Origin of the sequence: Enterococcus pernyi, from assembly GCF_045371165.1 — a bacterium.
Classification (GTDB): Bacteria; Bacillota; Bacilli; order Lactobacillales; family Enterococcaceae; genus Enterococcus_B; species Enterococcus_B pernyi.
In genome coordinates this window covers 396,080-411,940 of the sequence record NZ_JBIQDM010000002.1, presented here as the reverse complement: position 1 = coordinate 411,940, position 15,861 = coordinate 396,080, and the positions used below count along the sequence as shown (strand labels likewise).

Annotated in this window: 17 protein-coding genes and 1 pseudogene; 16 read left to right on the top strand and 2 right to left on the bottom strand. The window is 38.4% G+C overall.

Annotated elements, in window-relative coordinates; translation table 11 throughout:
* The 6 genes and pseudogenes from ACH0AK_RS04570 to ACH0AK_RS04545 form a co-directional block, all read left to right on the top strand.
* Nucleotides 1-192, top strand: a pseudogene (locus ACH0AK_RS04570) (triacylglycerol lipase); the annotation flags it as partial.
* A 16-nt stretch (nt 193-208) separates the two neighbouring features.
* The gene (locus ACH0AK_RS04565) at nt 209-514 is read left to right on the top strand and encodes a hypothetical protein (RefSeq protein WP_023520120.1); all 306 of its coding nucleotides are present in this window, start codon (nt 209-211) and stop codon (nt 512-514) included.
* 19 nt (nt 515-533) lie between these two features.
* Complete coding sequence (locus ACH0AK_RS04560; protein ID WP_010734740.1) at nt 534-806, top strand: hypothetical protein; 273 nt, start codon at nt 534-536, stop codon at nt 804-806.
* Nucleotides 807-1,076: 270 nt separating this feature from the next.
* On the top strand, nt 1,077-2,144 hold the full coding sequence (locus ACH0AK_RS04555; RefSeq protein ID WP_023520119.1) for a DUF871 domain-containing protein: 1,068 nt from the start codon (nt 1,077-1,079) through the stop codon (nt 2,142-2,144).
* Nucleotides 2,141-3,034, top strand: a complete 894-nt coding sequence (gene murQ, locus ACH0AK_RS04550; RefSeq protein ID WP_023520118.1) for an N-acetylmuramic acid 6-phosphate etherase — start codon at nt 2,141-2,143, stop codon at nt 3,032-3,034. Before ACH0AK_RS04555 ends, murQ begins: the two co-directional genes overlap by 4 nt.
* 13 nt (nt 3,035-3,047) lie before the next feature.
* Nucleotides 3,048-5,021 carry a glucose PTS transporter subunit IIA gene (locus tag ACH0AK_RS04545; RefSeq protein ID WP_023520117.1) on the top strand — a complete coding sequence of 658 codons (1,974 nt, stop codon included), beginning with the start codon at nt 3,048-3,050 and terminating at the stop codon, nt 5,019-5,021.
* A gap of 36 nt (nt 5,022-5,057) precedes the next feature.
* On the opposite strand, the gene nrdI is transcribed toward ACH0AK_RS04545, so the two are convergent.
* Nucleotides 5,058-5,507 carry a class Ib ribonucleoside-diphosphate reductase assembly flavoprotein NrdI gene (gene nrdI, locus ACH0AK_RS04540; RefSeq protein WP_010734744.1) on the bottom strand — a complete coding sequence of 150 codons (450 nt, stop codon included), beginning with the start codon at nt 5,505-5,507 and terminating at the stop codon, nt 5,058-5,060.
* A 208-nt stretch (nt 5,508-5,715) separates the two neighbouring features.
* Here nrdI and ACH0AK_RS04535 point away from each other — a divergent pair, with 208 nt between their 5' ends.
* From ACH0AK_RS04535 to ACH0AK_RS04510, 6 genes are all read left to right on the top strand, one after another.
* Nucleotides 5,716-7,140 (top strand): basic amino acid/polyamine antiporter, encoded by a 1,425-nt coding sequence (locus ACH0AK_RS04535; protein WP_023520116.1) that lies wholly within the window; start codon nt 5,716-5,718, stop codon nt 7,138-7,140.
* Between the two features lie 383 nt (nt 7,141-7,523).
* Nucleotides 7,524-8,276, top strand: a complete 753-nt coding sequence (locus tag ACH0AK_RS04530) for a TraX family protein (protein WP_318841658.1) — start codon at nt 7,524-7,526, stop codon at nt 8,274-8,276.
* Nucleotides 8,277-8,688: 412 nt separating this feature from the next.
* A complete protein-coding gene (locus ACH0AK_RS04525; protein ID WP_023520114.1) occupies nt 8,689-9,375 on the top strand; it encodes a DUF969 domain-containing protein in 687 nt (228 codons plus the stop codon).
* Between the two features lie 10 nt (nt 9,376-9,385).
* Nucleotides 9,386-10,330 carry a DUF979 domain-containing protein gene (locus ACH0AK_RS04520; RefSeq protein WP_034691805.1) on the top strand — a complete coding sequence of 315 codons (945 nt, stop codon included), beginning with the start codon at nt 9,386-9,388 and terminating at the stop codon, nt 10,328-10,330.
* 249 nt (nt 10,331-10,579) lie between these two features.
* Nucleotides 10,580-11,224, top strand: a complete 645-nt coding sequence (gene pcp / locus ACH0AK_RS04515) for a pyroglutamyl-peptidase I (RefSeq protein ID WP_010734749.1) — start codon at nt 10,580-10,582, stop codon at nt 11,222-11,224.
* Between the two features lie 165 nt (nt 11,225-11,389).
* Nucleotides 11,390-12,655 carry a hypothetical protein gene (locus ACH0AK_RS04510; protein WP_023520113.1) on the top strand — a complete coding sequence of 422 codons (1,266 nt, stop codon included), beginning with the start codon at nt 11,390-11,392 and terminating at the stop codon, nt 12,653-12,655.
* Between the two features lie 148 nt (nt 12,656-12,803).
* Here the strand turns inward: ACH0AK_RS04510 and pnuC are convergent, their stop codons facing one another.
* Entirely contained in the window at nt 12,804-13,550 is a 747-nt protein-coding gene (gene pnuC, locus ACH0AK_RS04505) for a nicotinamide riboside transporter PnuC (RefSeq protein ID WP_010734751.1), read from the bottom strand.
* A gap of 277 nt (nt 13,551-13,827) precedes the next feature.
* On the opposite strand from pnuC, the gene gloA2 reads away from it, so the two are divergent.
* The 4 genes from gloA2 to ACH0AK_RS04485 all read left to right on the top strand — a co-directional run bounded on the left by gloA2 (nt 13,828) and on the right by ACH0AK_RS04485 (nt 15,690).
* Nucleotides 13,828-14,208 (top strand): SMU1112c/YaeR family gloxylase I-like metalloprotein, encoded by a 381-nt coding sequence (gene gloA2 / locus ACH0AK_RS04500; RefSeq protein WP_010734753.1) that lies wholly within the window; start codon nt 13,828-13,830, stop codon nt 14,206-14,208.
* Between the two features lie 92 nt (nt 14,209-14,300).
* Nucleotides 14,301-14,810 carry a hypothetical protein gene (locus ACH0AK_RS04495; RefSeq protein ID WP_010734754.1) on the top strand — a complete coding sequence of 170 codons (510 nt, stop codon included), beginning with the start codon at nt 14,301-14,303 and terminating at the stop codon, nt 14,808-14,810.
* An 80-nt stretch (nt 14,811-14,890) separates the two neighbouring features.
* Entirely contained in the window at nt 14,891-15,070 is a 180-nt protein-coding gene (locus ACH0AK_RS04490) for a hypothetical protein (protein ID WP_010734755.1), read from the top strand.
* A 53-nt stretch (nt 15,071-15,123) separates the two neighbouring features.
* Nucleotides 15,124-15,690, top strand: coding sequence for a GNAT family N-acetyltransferase (locus ACH0AK_RS04485; RefSeq protein ID WP_023520112.1), 567 nt, complete (start codon nt 15,124-15,126; stop codon nt 15,688-15,690).
* Nucleotides 15,691-15,861 lie beyond the last annotated feature (171 nt).

Sequence of the window (15,861 nt, the reverse complement as noted above, 5' to 3'; positions counted from 1 at the left end):
GAAACATTAGCCGAAGTTAATTGTACAAAATGGGAGATTGTCGATGAGCCAACACAGGAATTTAGAGATAAAATCCGCCAGATCGATCAGATGTCGGAACAGTTTCAAACGCTCGCCGATGAAATCACCCGAAAAATCAATGAAATGGTGACAAGTGACAAAGAATTAGCGAATCAATTGTTTGGTGTATAAAAGGAGGAGAGGAAAATTGAGTCAGGAAATACAGCTTTATGAAACATATCAAGCAACGAAACGAGGGTTATCAGAGCAAGAAGAAGCATTGATTGCAACAGAAAGAAAAGTCCATGAGCTAGCGGAAGCAACTTACAAAGATCTCCGATTGATTTTGCACTCTTTTTCTGAACCACAAGAGGCCTTTGACTATGGACGTATCATGATTTCTCGTTTAGAAGAGGATCTGTCGACGGAATTGCGCCATCAACGAAAGAAAATCCAGCTTGACCTAGAAGATAACGAGCAGGTCTATCGTAAGAAACTGGCACAATTGGATTAAAAAGAATGGAGGTTTTGAGATGTTTGAAATGATTGAAACGATTGATCAATGGTGGGAGAAATATCAGAAAGATATGGAGAAATGCTTAACTCGTTCACTTGGAATCGCGCTGAAAAGTGAGAAGGGATTGAAAATAAGAACGACAAATCAATCTGGGAAGAATGAGACAAATAGAGCAAAACGCACGATTTCTTCAGCAGGTACAGGATTGAAGGAGACCCTCAAAGGGCAATTTGGCAACAAAGTGTCGCTAGCTTTAGACGAACAAGAAAAAGCCTTAGACAAAGGTTAGTCAAAGAAACACAAAAAACTTATTCTTACATAAATTGATTAAAGGATTCTGTCAGAACTGATCAACTGAATAATCTATAAAAGCCGAAAATAGGTTGGACTATTTTCGGCTTTTTTGGATTAGTTGCTTAGATGAATTCATTGATTCGTTTTTTTTTACACTATTAAGAAATGAAATTTAATATATTTTATATTTATGTTGAAAAATTATTTCATACGAAGTATAATCAATTTATAAATGAATGCGGATACATGGTAAGGGGGAGAGTACATGTTTGGTTTTTCTGTATTTATGAATCAAGAGTTGTCCGAAGAAACGAAAACGTATATCCATGAAATGGCAGAGAAGGGATTTATTGGTATCTTTACATCCATGCATATTCCAGAAGATGATCCTTCAGCTTATAAAAGGCGTTTGACTGAACTTGGCCAAGAAGCAAAAGCAACCGGATTAGAGTTGATGGTAGATATATCGGGTAAGGCATTAGAGTTGGCAGGGTTCTCCTTAGAAAATCTTGAGCCATTAAAAGAGATTGGTGTGACAGGTCTGCGGATGGATTATCACCTGTCGAACCAACAGATTGCGAAGTGGTCTCATCAATTGAAAATCAGTTTGAATGCAAGCACGATCACTGAACAAGATGTGCAAGAATTAAAAGAAGCAGGTGCTGATTTTACTCAGATGGAAGCTTGGCACAATTATTATCCGCGCCCAGAAACAGGGTTAGACAAATCGTGGTACCAAAGAAAAAATCAATGGTTAGCAGAACAAGGATTTACGATTCAAGGATTTGTACCAGGAGATGAAGTGTTGAGAGGGCCTTTATACAAAGGACTTCCAACATTGGAAGAACATCGTTACCAACATCCTTTGGCAGCAGCGCTAGACTTAGCTTCATGTGGAACGGATCTGATCTATATTGGTGACGGTGGGCTATCGCTGACCACGCAGGAACAATTTTCGTATTATAAAGAAACAGGTGGTATCTTATTGCATGTGACATTGTTGGACCCAACATTTGGTCCAATCATTTTAGGTACACATACGAATCGACAAGATGAAGCTAAAGCTGTGGTACGTAGTGCAGATGCACGATTTAGAGAAATCCCTCCTATTCCTGCTCGACTAACAGATGAACGGAAAACAGGTACGGTCACGTTAGATAATGAAGCGTATCTTCGCTATATGGGTGAAATCCAACTAATGAAAGAAGATTTACCAGCAGATGAAAAAGTCAATTGTGTGGCACGAGTGATCTCGGCTGATTTGCCATTGATCCAACAAATCCATGCAGGAATGATTTATAAATTTAAATGTAAAGAAGGAATTGAGAAATGACGATCGATTTAGATAAATTAACAACGGAACGTAGAAATCAAAAGACATTTGGTTTGGATGAGATGAGTGTTTCTGAAGCCGCTCGCTTGATGAATCAAGAAGATCATGAAGTGGCGGCAGCTATCGCAAAAGAACTACCAAGTATTGAACCAGTGATTGAAGCCGCGATTGTTTCTTTCAAAAAAAATGGACGCTTGATCTACATGGGCGCTGGCACAAGTGGACGATTGGGTGTACTGGATGCAGCCGAGTGTGTTCCTACATTTGGTGTAGAGCCTGAAATGGTCGTTGGTTTGATTGCAGGTGGTGAAGCGGCTATGACTGTCGCAGTTGAAGGTGCAGAGGATTCACTTGAGTTAGGGAAAGAAGATTTGATCCAGTTGAACTTGACGGAAAATGATTTGGTCGTAGGTATCGCGGCAAGCGGTCGCACGCCTTATGTGATTGGTGGCTTAGACTATGCTCGTTCAATCGGCGCAAAGACGGCCACGATTTCTTGTAATAAAGAAGCTGAAATCAGTCAACATGCTGATTTTCCTATTGAGGTAGATGCCGGACCAGAATTTTTAACAGGTTCGACACGTTTAAAATCTGGAACTGCACAGAAATTGATTTTAAATATGATTTCTACAATCAGTATGATCGGTATCGGAAAAGTATTCAATAATCTAATGGTCGATGTCAAGCCAACAAATGACAAATTAGTCGAACGTTCAAAGCGAATCATCATGGAAGCAACAGAAGTGGATTATGAAACAGCAGAAAAATACTTTTATGAAGCGGAACAAAATGTTAAACTAGCGATCGTTATGTTATTGACGAATAGTGACAAAGAGACAGCAAAAAGAAAACTAGCTGAGGCAGACGGCTTTGTAAAACGAACGTTGTAAGGGGGAAAAGGAAATGGCAAAAAATGAATTGACTTTGACAGAACTGGCAAAACAAATTTATGCTGGGGCTGGTGGCATGGGCAACGTAGACAGCGTTGTCCATTGCATGACACGGGTTCGGATGAAGGTCATTGATGAATCGTTGGTCGACGTAGCGAAATTGAAAGCGATACCGGGCGTGTTAGGGGTAGTTGAGGACGAACAGTTACAAGTCATCATCGGACCAGGGAAAGTAAACAAAGTCGCACAAGAAATGGTTGACCAAGCAGGAGTCAAACTAGGTGAAAAAATTCCTGGAAACCCTAATGTTACAACTGGTTTATCAGGGAAAGACAAGGTCAACGAACGTGCCCAAGAGATGAAGAACGTACAAAAATCAAAACAAAAACCGTCAAAAATCAAATCTATTTTAAAAGATATCTCGAATATATTTGTCCCAATGATTCCAGCTTTTGTTGGTACAGGGATCGTTGCAGGGATTGCCGCAGTATTGACAAACCTTGTGACAGCCGGAACCATCGATGGCGCATCATGGCAACAGTACATTGACATCATGAACATTCTTAAAAATGGGATGTTTAGTTATCTTGTCATCTATACTGGGATCAATGCCGCTCAAGTATTTGGCGCAACGCCAACACTTGGTGGAGTAATCGGTGCGGTTGTCATGTTGACAGGGATGAATCCAGAAGCTCCTTTGACGAACCTGTTTACTGGAACCCCACTTGCTGCCGGACAAGGTGGGATCATCGGAGTGATCTTTGCGGTCTGGTTGCTTTCGATCGTTGAAAAGAAATTACACAAAATCGTTCCTGATGCAGTAGACATCATTGTGACACCAACACTTTCATTGATTGTCATCGGGCTGATCGAGATTTTCTTGATCATGCCATTAGCTGGTTTTATCTCAGATGGTATGGTAGGAGGGATCAATTGGGTACTTAGTGTGGGTGGTGCCTTCTCAGGATTTGTATTAGGTACATTATTCTTACCGATGGTCATGTTTGGTTTGCATCAAATATTGACTCCGATCCATGTGCAAATGATCGATGAAACAGGACGTACATTATTATTGCCTATTTTAGCAATGGCAGGAGCTGGACAAGTTGGTGCTGCGCTTGCTTTATGGGTACGTTGTAAGAAAGACAAAGAATTGACTGAAATGATCAAAGGTGCGTTACCTGTAGGGATTTTAGGGATTGGTGAACCATTGATCTATGGGGTAACATTGCCTTTAGGTCGTCCATTCATTACTGCTTGTATTGGAGGCGGTATCGGTGGTGCGGTGATTGGCTTGATCGGGAATATTGGTGCCATTGCTATTGGACCTTCTGGCGCAGCGTTGATTCCTTTGATTTCAGATGGCAAATGGTTTGGCTACGTCCTTGGATTATTAGCTGCTTATGCGGGCGGATTCTTAGCTACTTTCTTTTTCGGGATTCCTAAAGAACAATTAGCGAAAGAAGAATTAGCAGAAGAAGCACCTGTTTATACAGCATCAAGTACTGACTCAACAAATCAAACACAAGCCGTTCAATTATGTGCAGTAGCAGATGGTACAGTGCAATCAATCGAACAAGCGAGTGATCCTGTATTTGCTCAAAAGATGATGGGAGAAGGGTATTTTGTTGAACCAACGAATGGTCATATCTATGCGCCAACTTCTGGGATCATCAGCTCTATTTTCCCAACGAAACATGCCATCGGATTAACAACAGCTGATGGGTTAGAGCTATTAATCCACATGGGAGTCAATACTGTGGAACTAGGTGGGACGCCATTTGATATAAAAGTGAGTGAAGGACAAGCTGTCACAAAAGATACGATGATAGCGGACGTGGATCTAGCTGCGATCAAAGAGGCAGGAAAAGAAACCGCTATGATGGTTCTCCTGACAAATATGGAACATGTCCTAACGTTTGTTTTAACACATACAGGTGAAGTAACAGCAAAAACACCCGTGATGGATGTGGAAAGTGTAAAATAATAAAAAGCGCAAAATCAAAGGATTTTGCGCTTTTTATTAAGCTCTATATCGTTGAACTAAGGCATGGTAGATTCTTTCAACATCTATTGGTGTACCACGTAATTCATAATCTTCTATCATAGGAAAGCCGAATTGTTCAGCATATTGTTTCGCTGTCAAACAATATTGATAGTTAAAATTTTTATTTCCGCTACCGACAACACCAAGACAAAGCGCATGATTTTCTTGATATTCCAAGTATTCTCGCATGGTTTCTGTCAAAATCTCTTGGTCACCACTGTCAATGCCATTGCCTCCTTCTAGATAGGTTGGCACAAACACAAAGAAAGGTTTAGTTTCTTTTTCAAAGTCGCTATTTTCATGGATCTCTTTCAGGTGGACTAAGGGAAGTGAAGCATCTTTTTCATGTTGTTCCACAGCAAATGCTGCTAATTTTTTGACGAATCCTCGGGTGTTACCAGAAATTGAGATATATAAGATATTCATGATATCGTCCTCCAATCATTCTTATCCAGTATAGCATTTTTTTGTTTTTTGGGTAGATAAGAAGAGGAAGAGAAGCGGTCGCTTTCCTTGTATAATTAGAAAAAAATAGTTACAATTAAATTTCAATTAGAATTTTTTAGAAAAAAATAAATGAAACGAAGTTTTGCTATACTTTGCATAAAAGCGGTTTATTTTGGAGGATGCGTACATGGACACAGAGCAACAGAAAAAAGGTATTGGATTGATCCCACTAGCGGCCTTAGTGATTGGGTCAGCGATTGGAGGTGGCGTTTTCGGTATTATGACCGACATCTCAGGATCGGCTGGTGGCCCAGCATTGTTCAGCTGGGTATTAGTTGGGACGTCCATGATGATGCTCTCTTTGTCAATCAATAATATCAATAAGAAACGTCCAGAATTAGAAGGTGGTATTTTTAGCTATGCCGAAGCTGGCTTTGGTCGATTTTCGGGATTCATCAGTGGGTGGGGCTATTGGCTGACCTGCTGGTTAGGAAACGTGGCATTTGCTACGCTATTGATGAGTGCGTTGGGCTATTTCTTTCCAGTATTCGATGGGGGGCAAAATGTCGCCTCGGTCATCGTCAGTACTATATTTTTGTGGGGATATGCTTGGCTCGTCAATCGAGGAGTCGAAAATGCCAGTTACGTCAATGCAATCGTGACAATTTGTAAATTAGTTCCGCTATTTTTATTTATCATTGTTGCTATCAGCACGTTCTCATTGCAACAATTCATCAATAATTTTTCAAGTGATATCATCTTGAATGCCAATGGACAGCCGATTCCTTTCTCAAGTCAAATACTAAGTTGTATCATGGTGATGCTTTGGGTATTTGTTGGAATTGAAGGTGCATCTGTGGTTGGTTCACGAGCAAAGAAAAAATCAGATGTCGGAAAAGCCACGATTTTAGGAATTTTTGGATTGATCGTGATCTATGTTTTAGTTTCGATGTTGCCTTACGGTACAATGACGATGGAAGAACTCCAAACAATCCAAACGCAACCAGCAATGGGCTATGTGTTTGAGATGATGGTTGGTAAATGGGGAGCTGTCGTGATCAATGGTGGACTGATCATTTCCTTGGTCGGTGTATGGTTATCTTGGACGATTTTACCCATTGAAACGATGCGCAATATGGCGGATGACGGCTTATTGCCAGCGCGTTGGGGAAAAGTCAATAAAAAGGGCGCACCCACATATGCGATCGTATTAACGACTTTATGTACAAATGTCTTTTTGCTTTCGCTACTGTTTACAGATAGTGCCTATAACTTTGCTTATACCCTCGGAACAGCAGCGATCTTCTTTACGTGGTTATTCTTAGGATTGTATCAAATGAAACTATCTTATCAAAGAAAAGAATGGGTCCAGTTCTTGGTTGGCTCATTAGCAAGTGCTTTTCAAATTTGGGCAATGCTATTTGTCGCTTTCAATGAAGTGATGCTCGTTCTTGTATTATTTTTACCAGGTATCTTATTTTATCTCAAAGCAAGAAAAGAAAAACAGCAAGCTGTTCCACAGACAAAACTTGATTATTTATTGCTTTCGTTAGTATCGATTTTTGGAGTAGTGGCATTGGCATTATTTGCAACTGGAGTATTGCATTTATAAAACGCACAAAAGTTGAAACCCATTCTTTTGTATCACTCAAAAAGCATCTAAGAGATCGACCCGATTCAGGTCATTTCTTAGGTGTTTTTTCATGCTGCCTATTCACTGATTGTTTAGTAAAAACGATACGTGACTTTCTCACAACGTTTTTCCGCGATTGTTCGTTTCATTTCAGTGAAGAGGAATGGTTACGTTGTCACATTTTGACACATTGAGGCAGATTTTGTTTTAATGATGATCCAAACAAACAATTTTGTAAGAGAAAAAGTTGAGAGAAAGATGGTCGAAATAGGTAGTGATTGCCTATACTTATTCCTTGAGGCATAAAAAAATGGAGGGAATATATGAGAGTGAAAGGGTTGACGTGCTATCAATTGAAATGAATAGCAATTGTTTTTATGGTCGTTGATCATATCAACAGTTATTTCGGGATGCAATTAGGGTTACCAATTTGGGTCTCGTGGTTGGGACGTTTTGTTGCGCCATTATTTGTATTTTTATTAGTTGAAGGTTTCAAGTATACGCATAGTAAATATCAGTATGCGAAACGATTAGGAATAGCTGCATTCGTAGTAGCGATTGGAAATATCATCTATCATTTATTAACAGGAAATTACATCAGTGAATATAATCATCAGCCAAACTATTATTTATTTTTAGGTCCACATAATATCTTTTTGACATTATTTTTGCTGTTTTGCTTGATGTGGCTTCTTTCTATAATAAAAGGAAAAACACTTTGGAGAAAAGGAATGCTCGTAGCAGTAGCACTTTTATTGGTCATGATCACGATTGCTTTTTCAGAAGGTGGTCTGTATTTAGTTCCAATGTTGTTGCTGATGTATTTCTTCCGCGAGAAAAAAGAACGAGGGAAATTGGTTCTAGGTATTTTTGTGTATACGCTGATTTTATTTTGTCTAGCAATTTTATCCTACACACAAATGCCTGATTATCAATCATTGTATCAATTTTTAACGTTTGATAATGAATTTATGATGGTCACCGTCATCCCATTTATCATTCTTTATAATGGAAAACTAGGTGGAGCCGGACGCGCATTCGACAAATACTTTTTTTACTTGTTTTATCCGTTACATCTATGGATCATTTATTTGATTTTTTCTTTTATTCATTAAGAAACAAATGAGGCGAGGTCTGGACAGAAATATTCAGCCTCAAGAAATAAGGCACCATCCACAAAAATTGTTCTTCAAATTCTTGTGGATGGCGTCTTGTTTTTTCGAAGAGGTTACTTCTGTTCTTGTCGTTTATTCGGTTTTAAGGGAGAGAGGACTAATGTCTCAGAAACGTCTCATTTGTTTTTATGAGTTGTTTCAAACATTACAGTTTTGATCCCTTAGTTAGATGTAAAGAAATGTTATGTAGTTCAAGAAAATCGGCAGTATAAATAAGACTTCAAGTCATTTGTTGTTATGGAATTGACAGAATTTTTAAAATATATTATTTTTTTTGTAAGAATTCTCTATATTTTCAATCAATTTTATTTTATAATGAAAAAATATCATGTAATTTTTAGGAGGAAAACAGATGGAAAATTATCTTAGCCTGTTAGGCGTACTGATTGTTATTCTTGGTTTTGCTTTCAAGTTAGATTCGATCTTGATCGTTATGGTTGCGTTAGTCGTGACCGCATTTACTGGTGGATTAGGACTTGAAGGTATGCTGGAAACTTTAGGTACAAGTTTTGTAAATAACCGAGGAATGGCAATTTTTATTATTATTATGTTAGCAACTGGTACGTTAGAACGCAATGGTCTGAAGGAGTCTGCTGCAACGTTGATCAAACGTTTCAAGAAGGTATCCGCTGGAATGATCATCGATATTTATGGTGTTTTCCGCATGATCTTTGCAGCTTTCAATGTCAGTTTTGGTGGGGTGGCCGGCTTTGTACGTCCAATCATCATGCCAATGGCGTTAGGTACCGTTGAATCAAAAGGATTAACCGTCAATCCCGAACATGAAGAGGAATTAAAAGGAATGTCTTCAGCGATGGAAAATATTTGTTGGTTCTTTGGTCAAGTATTATTTATCGGTGGGGCCGGTGCTTTGTTAGTACAATCCACATTAAAAGACTTAGGCTACGAGGTAACTCTTGGACAGTTGGCACTGGTGCAAATACCAGTCGCAATCACAGCTCTAGTCGTGGCGAGTGTCTATTTTTATCTAAAAGAAAAGAAATTAGCGAAGAAATACTATTCAGGAAAGGAGAAATAAGATGGATTTTTTGAACTTTTTTACAAATTCTGAAATATTGTTAAGTGAAAAATTATTGGAAATCTTATATATCTTGATGGGACTAGTCTTGATCTATACGGGCCTTCGTAATGCCTTTGATAAAAGCAATCCTCATCGATTTGGTTCTGCCTTTTTCTGGACAGTTTTAGGAGTCGTGATTGCTGCTGGACGTTGGATATCTCCAACTTACAACGGAATCTTGATTTTCGCGATGACGATCCCAGCAATCACCAAAAGAGTGAGTAAAGGTGCAAGTCGTTTGCCATCAAAAGAATACATGGAAAAAATGTCAGATAAATTAGGGATGAAAATCTTTATTCCGGCATTGAGTATTGGGATCTTTGCCATTTTATTCGCACTATTCACTGATTTAGGTGCTTTAGTCGGTGTAGGTGTTGGGGTATTTGTAGCGATGTTGATCTTGATGTTCTTTTCAAGAGATAATCGACCAACGACTTTCTTGGATGATGCCTCAGACATGTTAGGTACAGTCGGTCCTTTAAGTATGTTACCGATGCTCTTAGCTTCATTGGGTGCGGTCTTCACGAGTGCAGGTGTTGGTACCGTGATTTCTAGTGCAGTCGGTACGATCGTTCCAGAAGGAAATGTCAATATTGGTATCATCATCTATGCGCTAGGAATGGTTCTATTTACAGTGATCATGGGGAATGCTTTTGCGGCAATCACCGTCATGACAGTCGGAATCGGTGCACCTTTTGTCTTTAGTCAAGGGGCTAATCCAGCATTGATCGGTATGGTCGCGTTGACATGCGGTTTCTGTGGAACGTTGTTGACACCGATGGCTGCTAACTTTAACGTAGTACCAGTGGCGATGTTAGAAATGAAAGATAAATACGGCGTGATCAAGAATCAACTATTTGTTGCTGTATTCATGCTGGTTTTCCAAATCATCTATATGATTTTATTTAAATAGTATCTTGAGCGAAAAAGAATCAATGATTTCCATAAAATATGGAGAAGATTGATTCTTTTTCTGAACAGCTAAGCATTTCATTATTGACTGTTTTTTGTTAAAATAGATAGACACTGAGTCCTTCTAATAGGAATGACTTACTGAAAGTACTAAATACACGAGTGAGAAACAATCAAATTTTAATGTTTAGTTAAATCTTTGAAGGATGAATTGAGCGCATCATTTTATAGAATAATGGAGGAATGAAAAATGAAAGTACTCGTAACTGGTTTTGATCCATTTGGTGGAGATAAAGTAAATCCTGCCTATGAAGCAGTCAAAAAAATGCCGTCTGAGATTGCCGGTGCAGAAATCATCAAATTAGAAGTTCCCACTGTTTTTGGTAAAAGTGGTCAAGTCGTAAAAGAAGCAATCCAAGAACATCAACCTGAAATCGTGATTTGTGTTGGTCAAGCGGGTGGACGTTCAGCGATTTCTTTTGAACGCGTAGCAATCAATCTAGCTGAAGCACGTATTGCAGATAATGAAGGTAACCAGCCATTTGATACGCCGTTAGAAGCAGACGGCCCAGCTGCTTACTTTACTTCATTACCAATCAAAGCAATGACAAAAAATGTCCATGAACATGGTTTACCAGCCTATATTTCTTATACAGCTGGTACGTTTGTTTGCAACGACATCATGTATCGATTGTTACACTTGATCGAAACAGAGTTCCCAACGATTCGTGGAGGCTTTATCCATGTACCATTCTCACCAGATCAAGTCATCGATCGCCCTGTAGGGACACCGGCAATGTCACTTGATGATATTGCGGCTTCATTGACTTATGCGGTAGAAGCAGCAGTCAACAACAAAGAAGATATTTCAGGTAACGCAGGAACAACTCACTGATAGTTAGCTGAAGCGCAGCAAGTGCAAGACACTCCTGTCACAACCTCAGCTTCACGTATGAAAAAAGCGAAAAGCCGAAAATAGCTCACATTATTTTCGGCTTTTTTGTTGCTCTTTGAACGTATTTATTTTTACTCTCTTAATTTAGAAAGGCAGGTGAAAGGTATGAATGAAAGTTGGCAAGCAATTTTTGATGAATGGTTCCCAAAAGAAATCAAGCAACACTACCCAATAAAAATCTCCAAACAATATACAAGTAGCCAACGATGGGAAATCTATGAACGATTGACGAAACAACAACGAATTGTCATGGATCAACATCGTCGTTACTTGATCCACTCACGGTTTTTGGAAGAAAACTATTTAGCAGCAACGGATTGGATTTTTTCTGACTTTAAGATCAATCCATTTTATCGCACATCACGTAGGCAACAGAAACTTTATTGTGAATGTGGCCGTGAACTGAAAGTCCAATACATCGTTCGTTCCCCTAAAACAGGTAAGGAATTAAAACTAGGGATCAATCATTTTGCAGAACACTTGCACGTTAGTCCAACAGTTGCAGCGTCGATCAATCAGGGAATGACTAAAGTGGATCTAGCGCTGGATGAGATCCTCTGGCTGAAACAACAAAATATTGCCTTTCCTGAACGACTCTGGCAAGAATATTGTCTAATGTTGTATCATAATCGCCGGCTGAAACAACCGATTTTACCAGATAAAAAGCTGACTAAACGACTCACTGAATTTCGTCATGCCCAGTTACCGATTTATCTGGCAGACTATCAAGCAATGGAAAAGTACATCCAACAAGTGAGCTATCAGGCAAAAGAAAAGCCGAAAAAAATCCTTGAGAAAAAATCATTATTTGAGGATTTTTCAGAAGATTTGACTAAAGATGTTGAAGCGTTCTTGACTAATTATCAACTATTTCTTCGAAAAGATTGGTCATCTGTTTCAATGGCTGAGACAAGCCAACCATCTGTCGCTTTTTTTGCAGAGTTTATCGCTAATCTGCGAGAAGGATCGAAGAATGAAGCTGTAGACGTCGATCGATTAGCAAAAGAACAGCGTTTTATCCAACCGCAAATTTATTATTTTGTTTGGCAACAATATCAGCGTTATGGATTTACAACTGGTTTTTTCGATAGTATCCCTCGGGTGATGAGAAATGGTTTTCTAAAGATTTTACGCAAAGAACGCGAAGAAAAACAGCAAGCTACAACAAAAACTGTGACAGAAACTGAATGGCAAGAACTTGCAAAGAAAATCAAAAAACAATCAGTCGCCTCTTTGATCCAAGAATATGAACAAGCAGACTATGTATTTACTTCAGAACAACAGCTTGCATTAAAAAAATTCCAAGAATTGGAATCAGTGATACAAACGATGGATGAAGACATTAGAATGTTGCTCAAGGATTTGATTTAGTTGACTCGAACCGCTGAGAGAATCTTGGTATGACGATACCTAGAAATAAGCGAGAAAAGTCCCATCCTATTTTGGGTGACTTTCTCGCTTTAGTAAGAGGTTTGAAAAACAAACCAATTTCTAGTACAAGTTTATTTATTGTTTTCCATCAAGAAACATGGTGCGAAAAATATTCTGCTTCCATGCGCTGCATGCGCGCTCTTTCTTTTTTGTTGTACCAAGGAGAGACAGTAAAGGCTAATAAGTCATTGATCAAGTAAACAGAGCTATTGATAAACATAGCTAAACTAGCAGACCCATGGGTATAGGAAACATACCATAAGACCATTTGTGCAAGACCAGAAGCTAGCCACCAATAATACTGATTGTTGTAGCGAAGGAAGCTAATGATGCCGGCAGAAAGACTGATCGAAAAAGCAATGGCATCGATCCAAGGACGAGGGTCGTCTGTATACGTACCAATCAAATAACCTGAAATCAAGTAAACGAAAACAGTCCCGGTTAATGCAATCAACCAACTTTTTCCACTAAATTCTCGAATTTTAGAAGCCATATTATGATTCCATTCTTTACTTAATAAAACTGGGATATCCAATGTGACCATGTAAGCAATTTGTTCGCCGATACTTAAATAGTTTTTGGCAGAAAAGCCAACGACGATAAAACAAATAGCAGAGAGAATTCCTAGAATACCGTTGACTGATTTAGCGGCATTGATTGATAAAATACATAACACCCCTAGATTTGTCCCGATAAAGGTAATGATCGATAACCAAGTGATTGGCTGATTCACAAGTGTCATGACTTGGCAACCTAGGCTAAAATAGAATAGATAATAATTTTGTTGAGGCCAACCTTTCAATTGATGAATCAAAAATCTGAAATAATTACTCATAATAAAAAACTCCTTGAAACACAATATATAGTGTCTGTTTATTTTAGAGACACAAATTATTGTATTCCTTTTAAAATTTATTTCTAGTCTTTCATTTTAAAAAAATATATGTTATTATTCGATTTGATTGTTTTCTGAGAAACATTTACTTTCAAACGATGAAAAGTAGGAGGCCATTTGATGTGGTCTCTCTTTTTTTGTGCAGCGGGAGAAAAATCTATGCTATGTCTAAAAGTATTGATAAGATAAAGGAAACAAAAAGATTGGAAGTGTGAGAATGAATTTAACAACCGTTCACCATGTTGCGATCATTGTGTCGGATTACCAAAAGTCACGTGCTTTTTATGTTGATTTGCTAGGTTTTGAAGTTATTCGTGAAAATTATCGAGAAGACCGTGGCGATTATAAGCTAGATTTAAAACTAGGAGATATGGAGCTTGAGATTTTTGGCATCAAAGACGCACCTAAAAGACCGAGCTATCCAGAAGCTTGTGGTTTGAGGCACTTAGCATTCAAAGTGGAACATATCGAAGAAACAGTCGCGGAACTACAAGGATTGGGGATTGAAACTGAACCAGTCCGTATCGATACCTTTACAGGCGAAAAAATGACTTTCTTTTTTGATCCGGACGGATTGCCGTTGGAGTTACACGAATAAAGGTAACAAATTTGTCACTTTTTCTTCCGTTCATTCGATTTTTTTCTTTCCTATTTCTTGTTATTCTAAAAAAAAAACGGGGAGAGAGTGGAATGAAAAAAATAATCATTGCAGCATCGATTGCTATCATTGTTAGCTTAGCGGCTTCGTTAGGACTATTGGATGCAAACTTTTCTTTTGATGACATCAGTGACCAAGAATATCAAATCTCATTGCAAAAGGCAGTGTCTATTTTGCGAGATGAGTACCATGAAGAGAAAGTCAGTCGTATCCAGTTCAACCAATTAGACGAAGAACAAAGTAATAAAAAGATGTATGAATATATTTTTTATACTCCCAATCGAGTGATCACAGTGAATCCAATCTCAGGAAAGACGATGGTTGTTGATGAAAGCCGAAACGAACCAGGGCAATTCTTTCACTTGAAAACGATCCATCAAGTGAAACATCCACAGGCAGCAATGAAAGAAGCAGTCCATAAAGTCGGAAAACATCACGGGAAAGCAAAAAGTTGGGAAATCACGACAAAAAGTGGTCAATTGTATTATTCTGTAGCCGTCGATGGAACGAATCATTTAGAAGATGTATTGATCAGTGCTTGAAAGAGAAGTGGTTTCACTTCTCTTTTTTTATAGATAAGAGTAATCTAAAAGTGTAAAACAAAGAAGGGATTGAGGGAATCATGCAAAAAATGGTTTGTCCAAACTGTGGAAAAAAATTCACTTATGAAGAAGTAAATCATATCGTCGAACACGTAAAAAAAGAGATGCCGATTGTTTGCCCCTACTGTCGTTTTGAAGCAAAAACAATCGTTTCGAATGGTTATTTCGTGACACAAAAAATTGAAGATTATTTGAATTAGCTGTTTTGCTCTGAGATTTCATTATGGTAAAATGAAAAAAAGGAGTGTCAGAAATGATTCGTAATGCAAAAAAAGAAGATGCGGCAGCTATCGCTCCGCTTATTTTAGTTATATTGAAAGATATGGACTTACCGTTTCTTTTAAAGTACGGTGAAGAAAAAACATTAGAAGTCTTGGAAGAAGCCATTACAGACCCAGACTATCGTTACAGCTATACAAGAGGGATCGTTGATGAGCGAGAAGGCAAGGTAGCAGGAATCGTTTACGGTTATACAGACGAAGAAGAACCAATCATCGACCAGCCGTTAGAAAAAATCTTACAAAAGCATGGCATTTATGAGCAAGTAAAAATGTTTACGGATAGAGAAACATTCCCTGATGAATGGTATTTAGATTCTATCTGTGTTTCAGAAGAATTTAGAGGACAAGGAATCGGTTCCTCTTTGTTAGAAGCATTGCCACCAATCGTCAAAAAACAAAACCGCGATGTCATTGGACTAAGTTGCGATAAGCAAAACCCGCAAGCTAGAAAATTGTACGAGCGCCATGGGTTCAAAGTAATCGGGGAACGAACGATTAGTGGACATCTGTATGATCATATGCAAAAGAAAATCGTCTAGTGAGTTTTTATTGCTCAATCAAGCTTACCAGATTAACAAAATGCAGGCATACCTGAAAAGGTGTGTCTTTTTTTATTAATAAAAAAGTGAGGAATATCACATAATTCAAAAATAATTGTGAAAGAATATAAATACTATACGTTATGTTAAATGAAGAATGTATGAAATTAA

What these genes read in the sequence shown, in the direction of transcription:
- pcp (WP_010734749.1), top strand. Translation starts at nt 10,580, where the DNA reads ATGAAAGTACTCGTAACTGGTTTTGATCCATTTGGTGGAGATAAAGTA.
- pnuC (WP_010734751.1), bottom strand. Translation starts at nt 13,550, where the DNA reads ATGAGTAATTATTTCAGATTTTTGATTCATCAATTGAAAGGTTGGCCT.
- ACH0AK_RS04555 (WP_023520119.1), top strand. Translation starts at nt 1,077, where the DNA reads ATGTTTGGTTTTTCTGTATTTATGAATCAAGAGTTGTCCGAAGAAACG.
- ACH0AK_RS04485 (WP_023520112.1), top strand. Translation starts at nt 15,124, where the DNA reads ATGATTCGTAATGCAAAAAAAGAAGATGCGGCAGCTATCGCTCCGCTT.
- ACH0AK_RS04545 (WP_023520117.1), top strand. Translation starts at nt 3,048, where the DNA reads ATGGCAAAAAATGAATTGACTTTGACAGAACTGGCAAAACAAATTTAT.
- ACH0AK_RS04490 (WP_010734755.1), top strand. Translation starts at nt 14,891, where the DNA reads ATGCAAAAAATGGTTTGTCCAAACTGTGGAAAAAAATTCACTTATGAA.
- nrdI (WP_010734744.1), bottom strand. Translation starts at nt 5,507, where the DNA reads ATGAATATCTTATATATCTCAATTTCTGGTAACACCCGAGGATTCGTC.
- murQ (WP_023520118.1), top strand. Translation starts at nt 2,141, where the DNA reads ATGACGATCGATTTAGATAAATTAACAACGGAACGTAGAAATCAAAAG.
- ACH0AK_RS04510 (WP_023520113.1), top strand. Translation starts at nt 11,390, where the DNA reads ATGAATGAAAGTTGGCAAGCAATTTTTGATGAATGGTTCCCAAAAGAA.
- ACH0AK_RS04560 (WP_010734740.1), top strand. Translation starts at nt 534, where the DNA reads ATGTTTGAAATGATTGAAACGATTGATCAATGGTGGGAGAAATATCAG.
- ACH0AK_RS04495 (WP_010734754.1), top strand. Translation starts at nt 14,301, where the DNA reads ATGAAAAAAATAATCATTGCAGCATCGATTGCTATCATTGTTAGCTTA.
- gloA2 (WP_010734753.1), top strand. Translation starts at nt 13,828, where the DNA reads ATGAATTTAACAACCGTTCACCATGTTGCGATCATTGTGTCGGATTAC.
- ACH0AK_RS04535 (WP_023520116.1), top strand. Translation starts at nt 5,716, where the DNA reads ATGGACACAGAGCAACAGAAAAAAGGTATTGGATTGATCCCACTAGCG.
- ACH0AK_RS04525 (WP_023520114.1), top strand. Translation starts at nt 8,689, where the DNA reads ATGGAAAATTATCTTAGCCTGTTAGGCGTACTGATTGTTATTCTTGGT.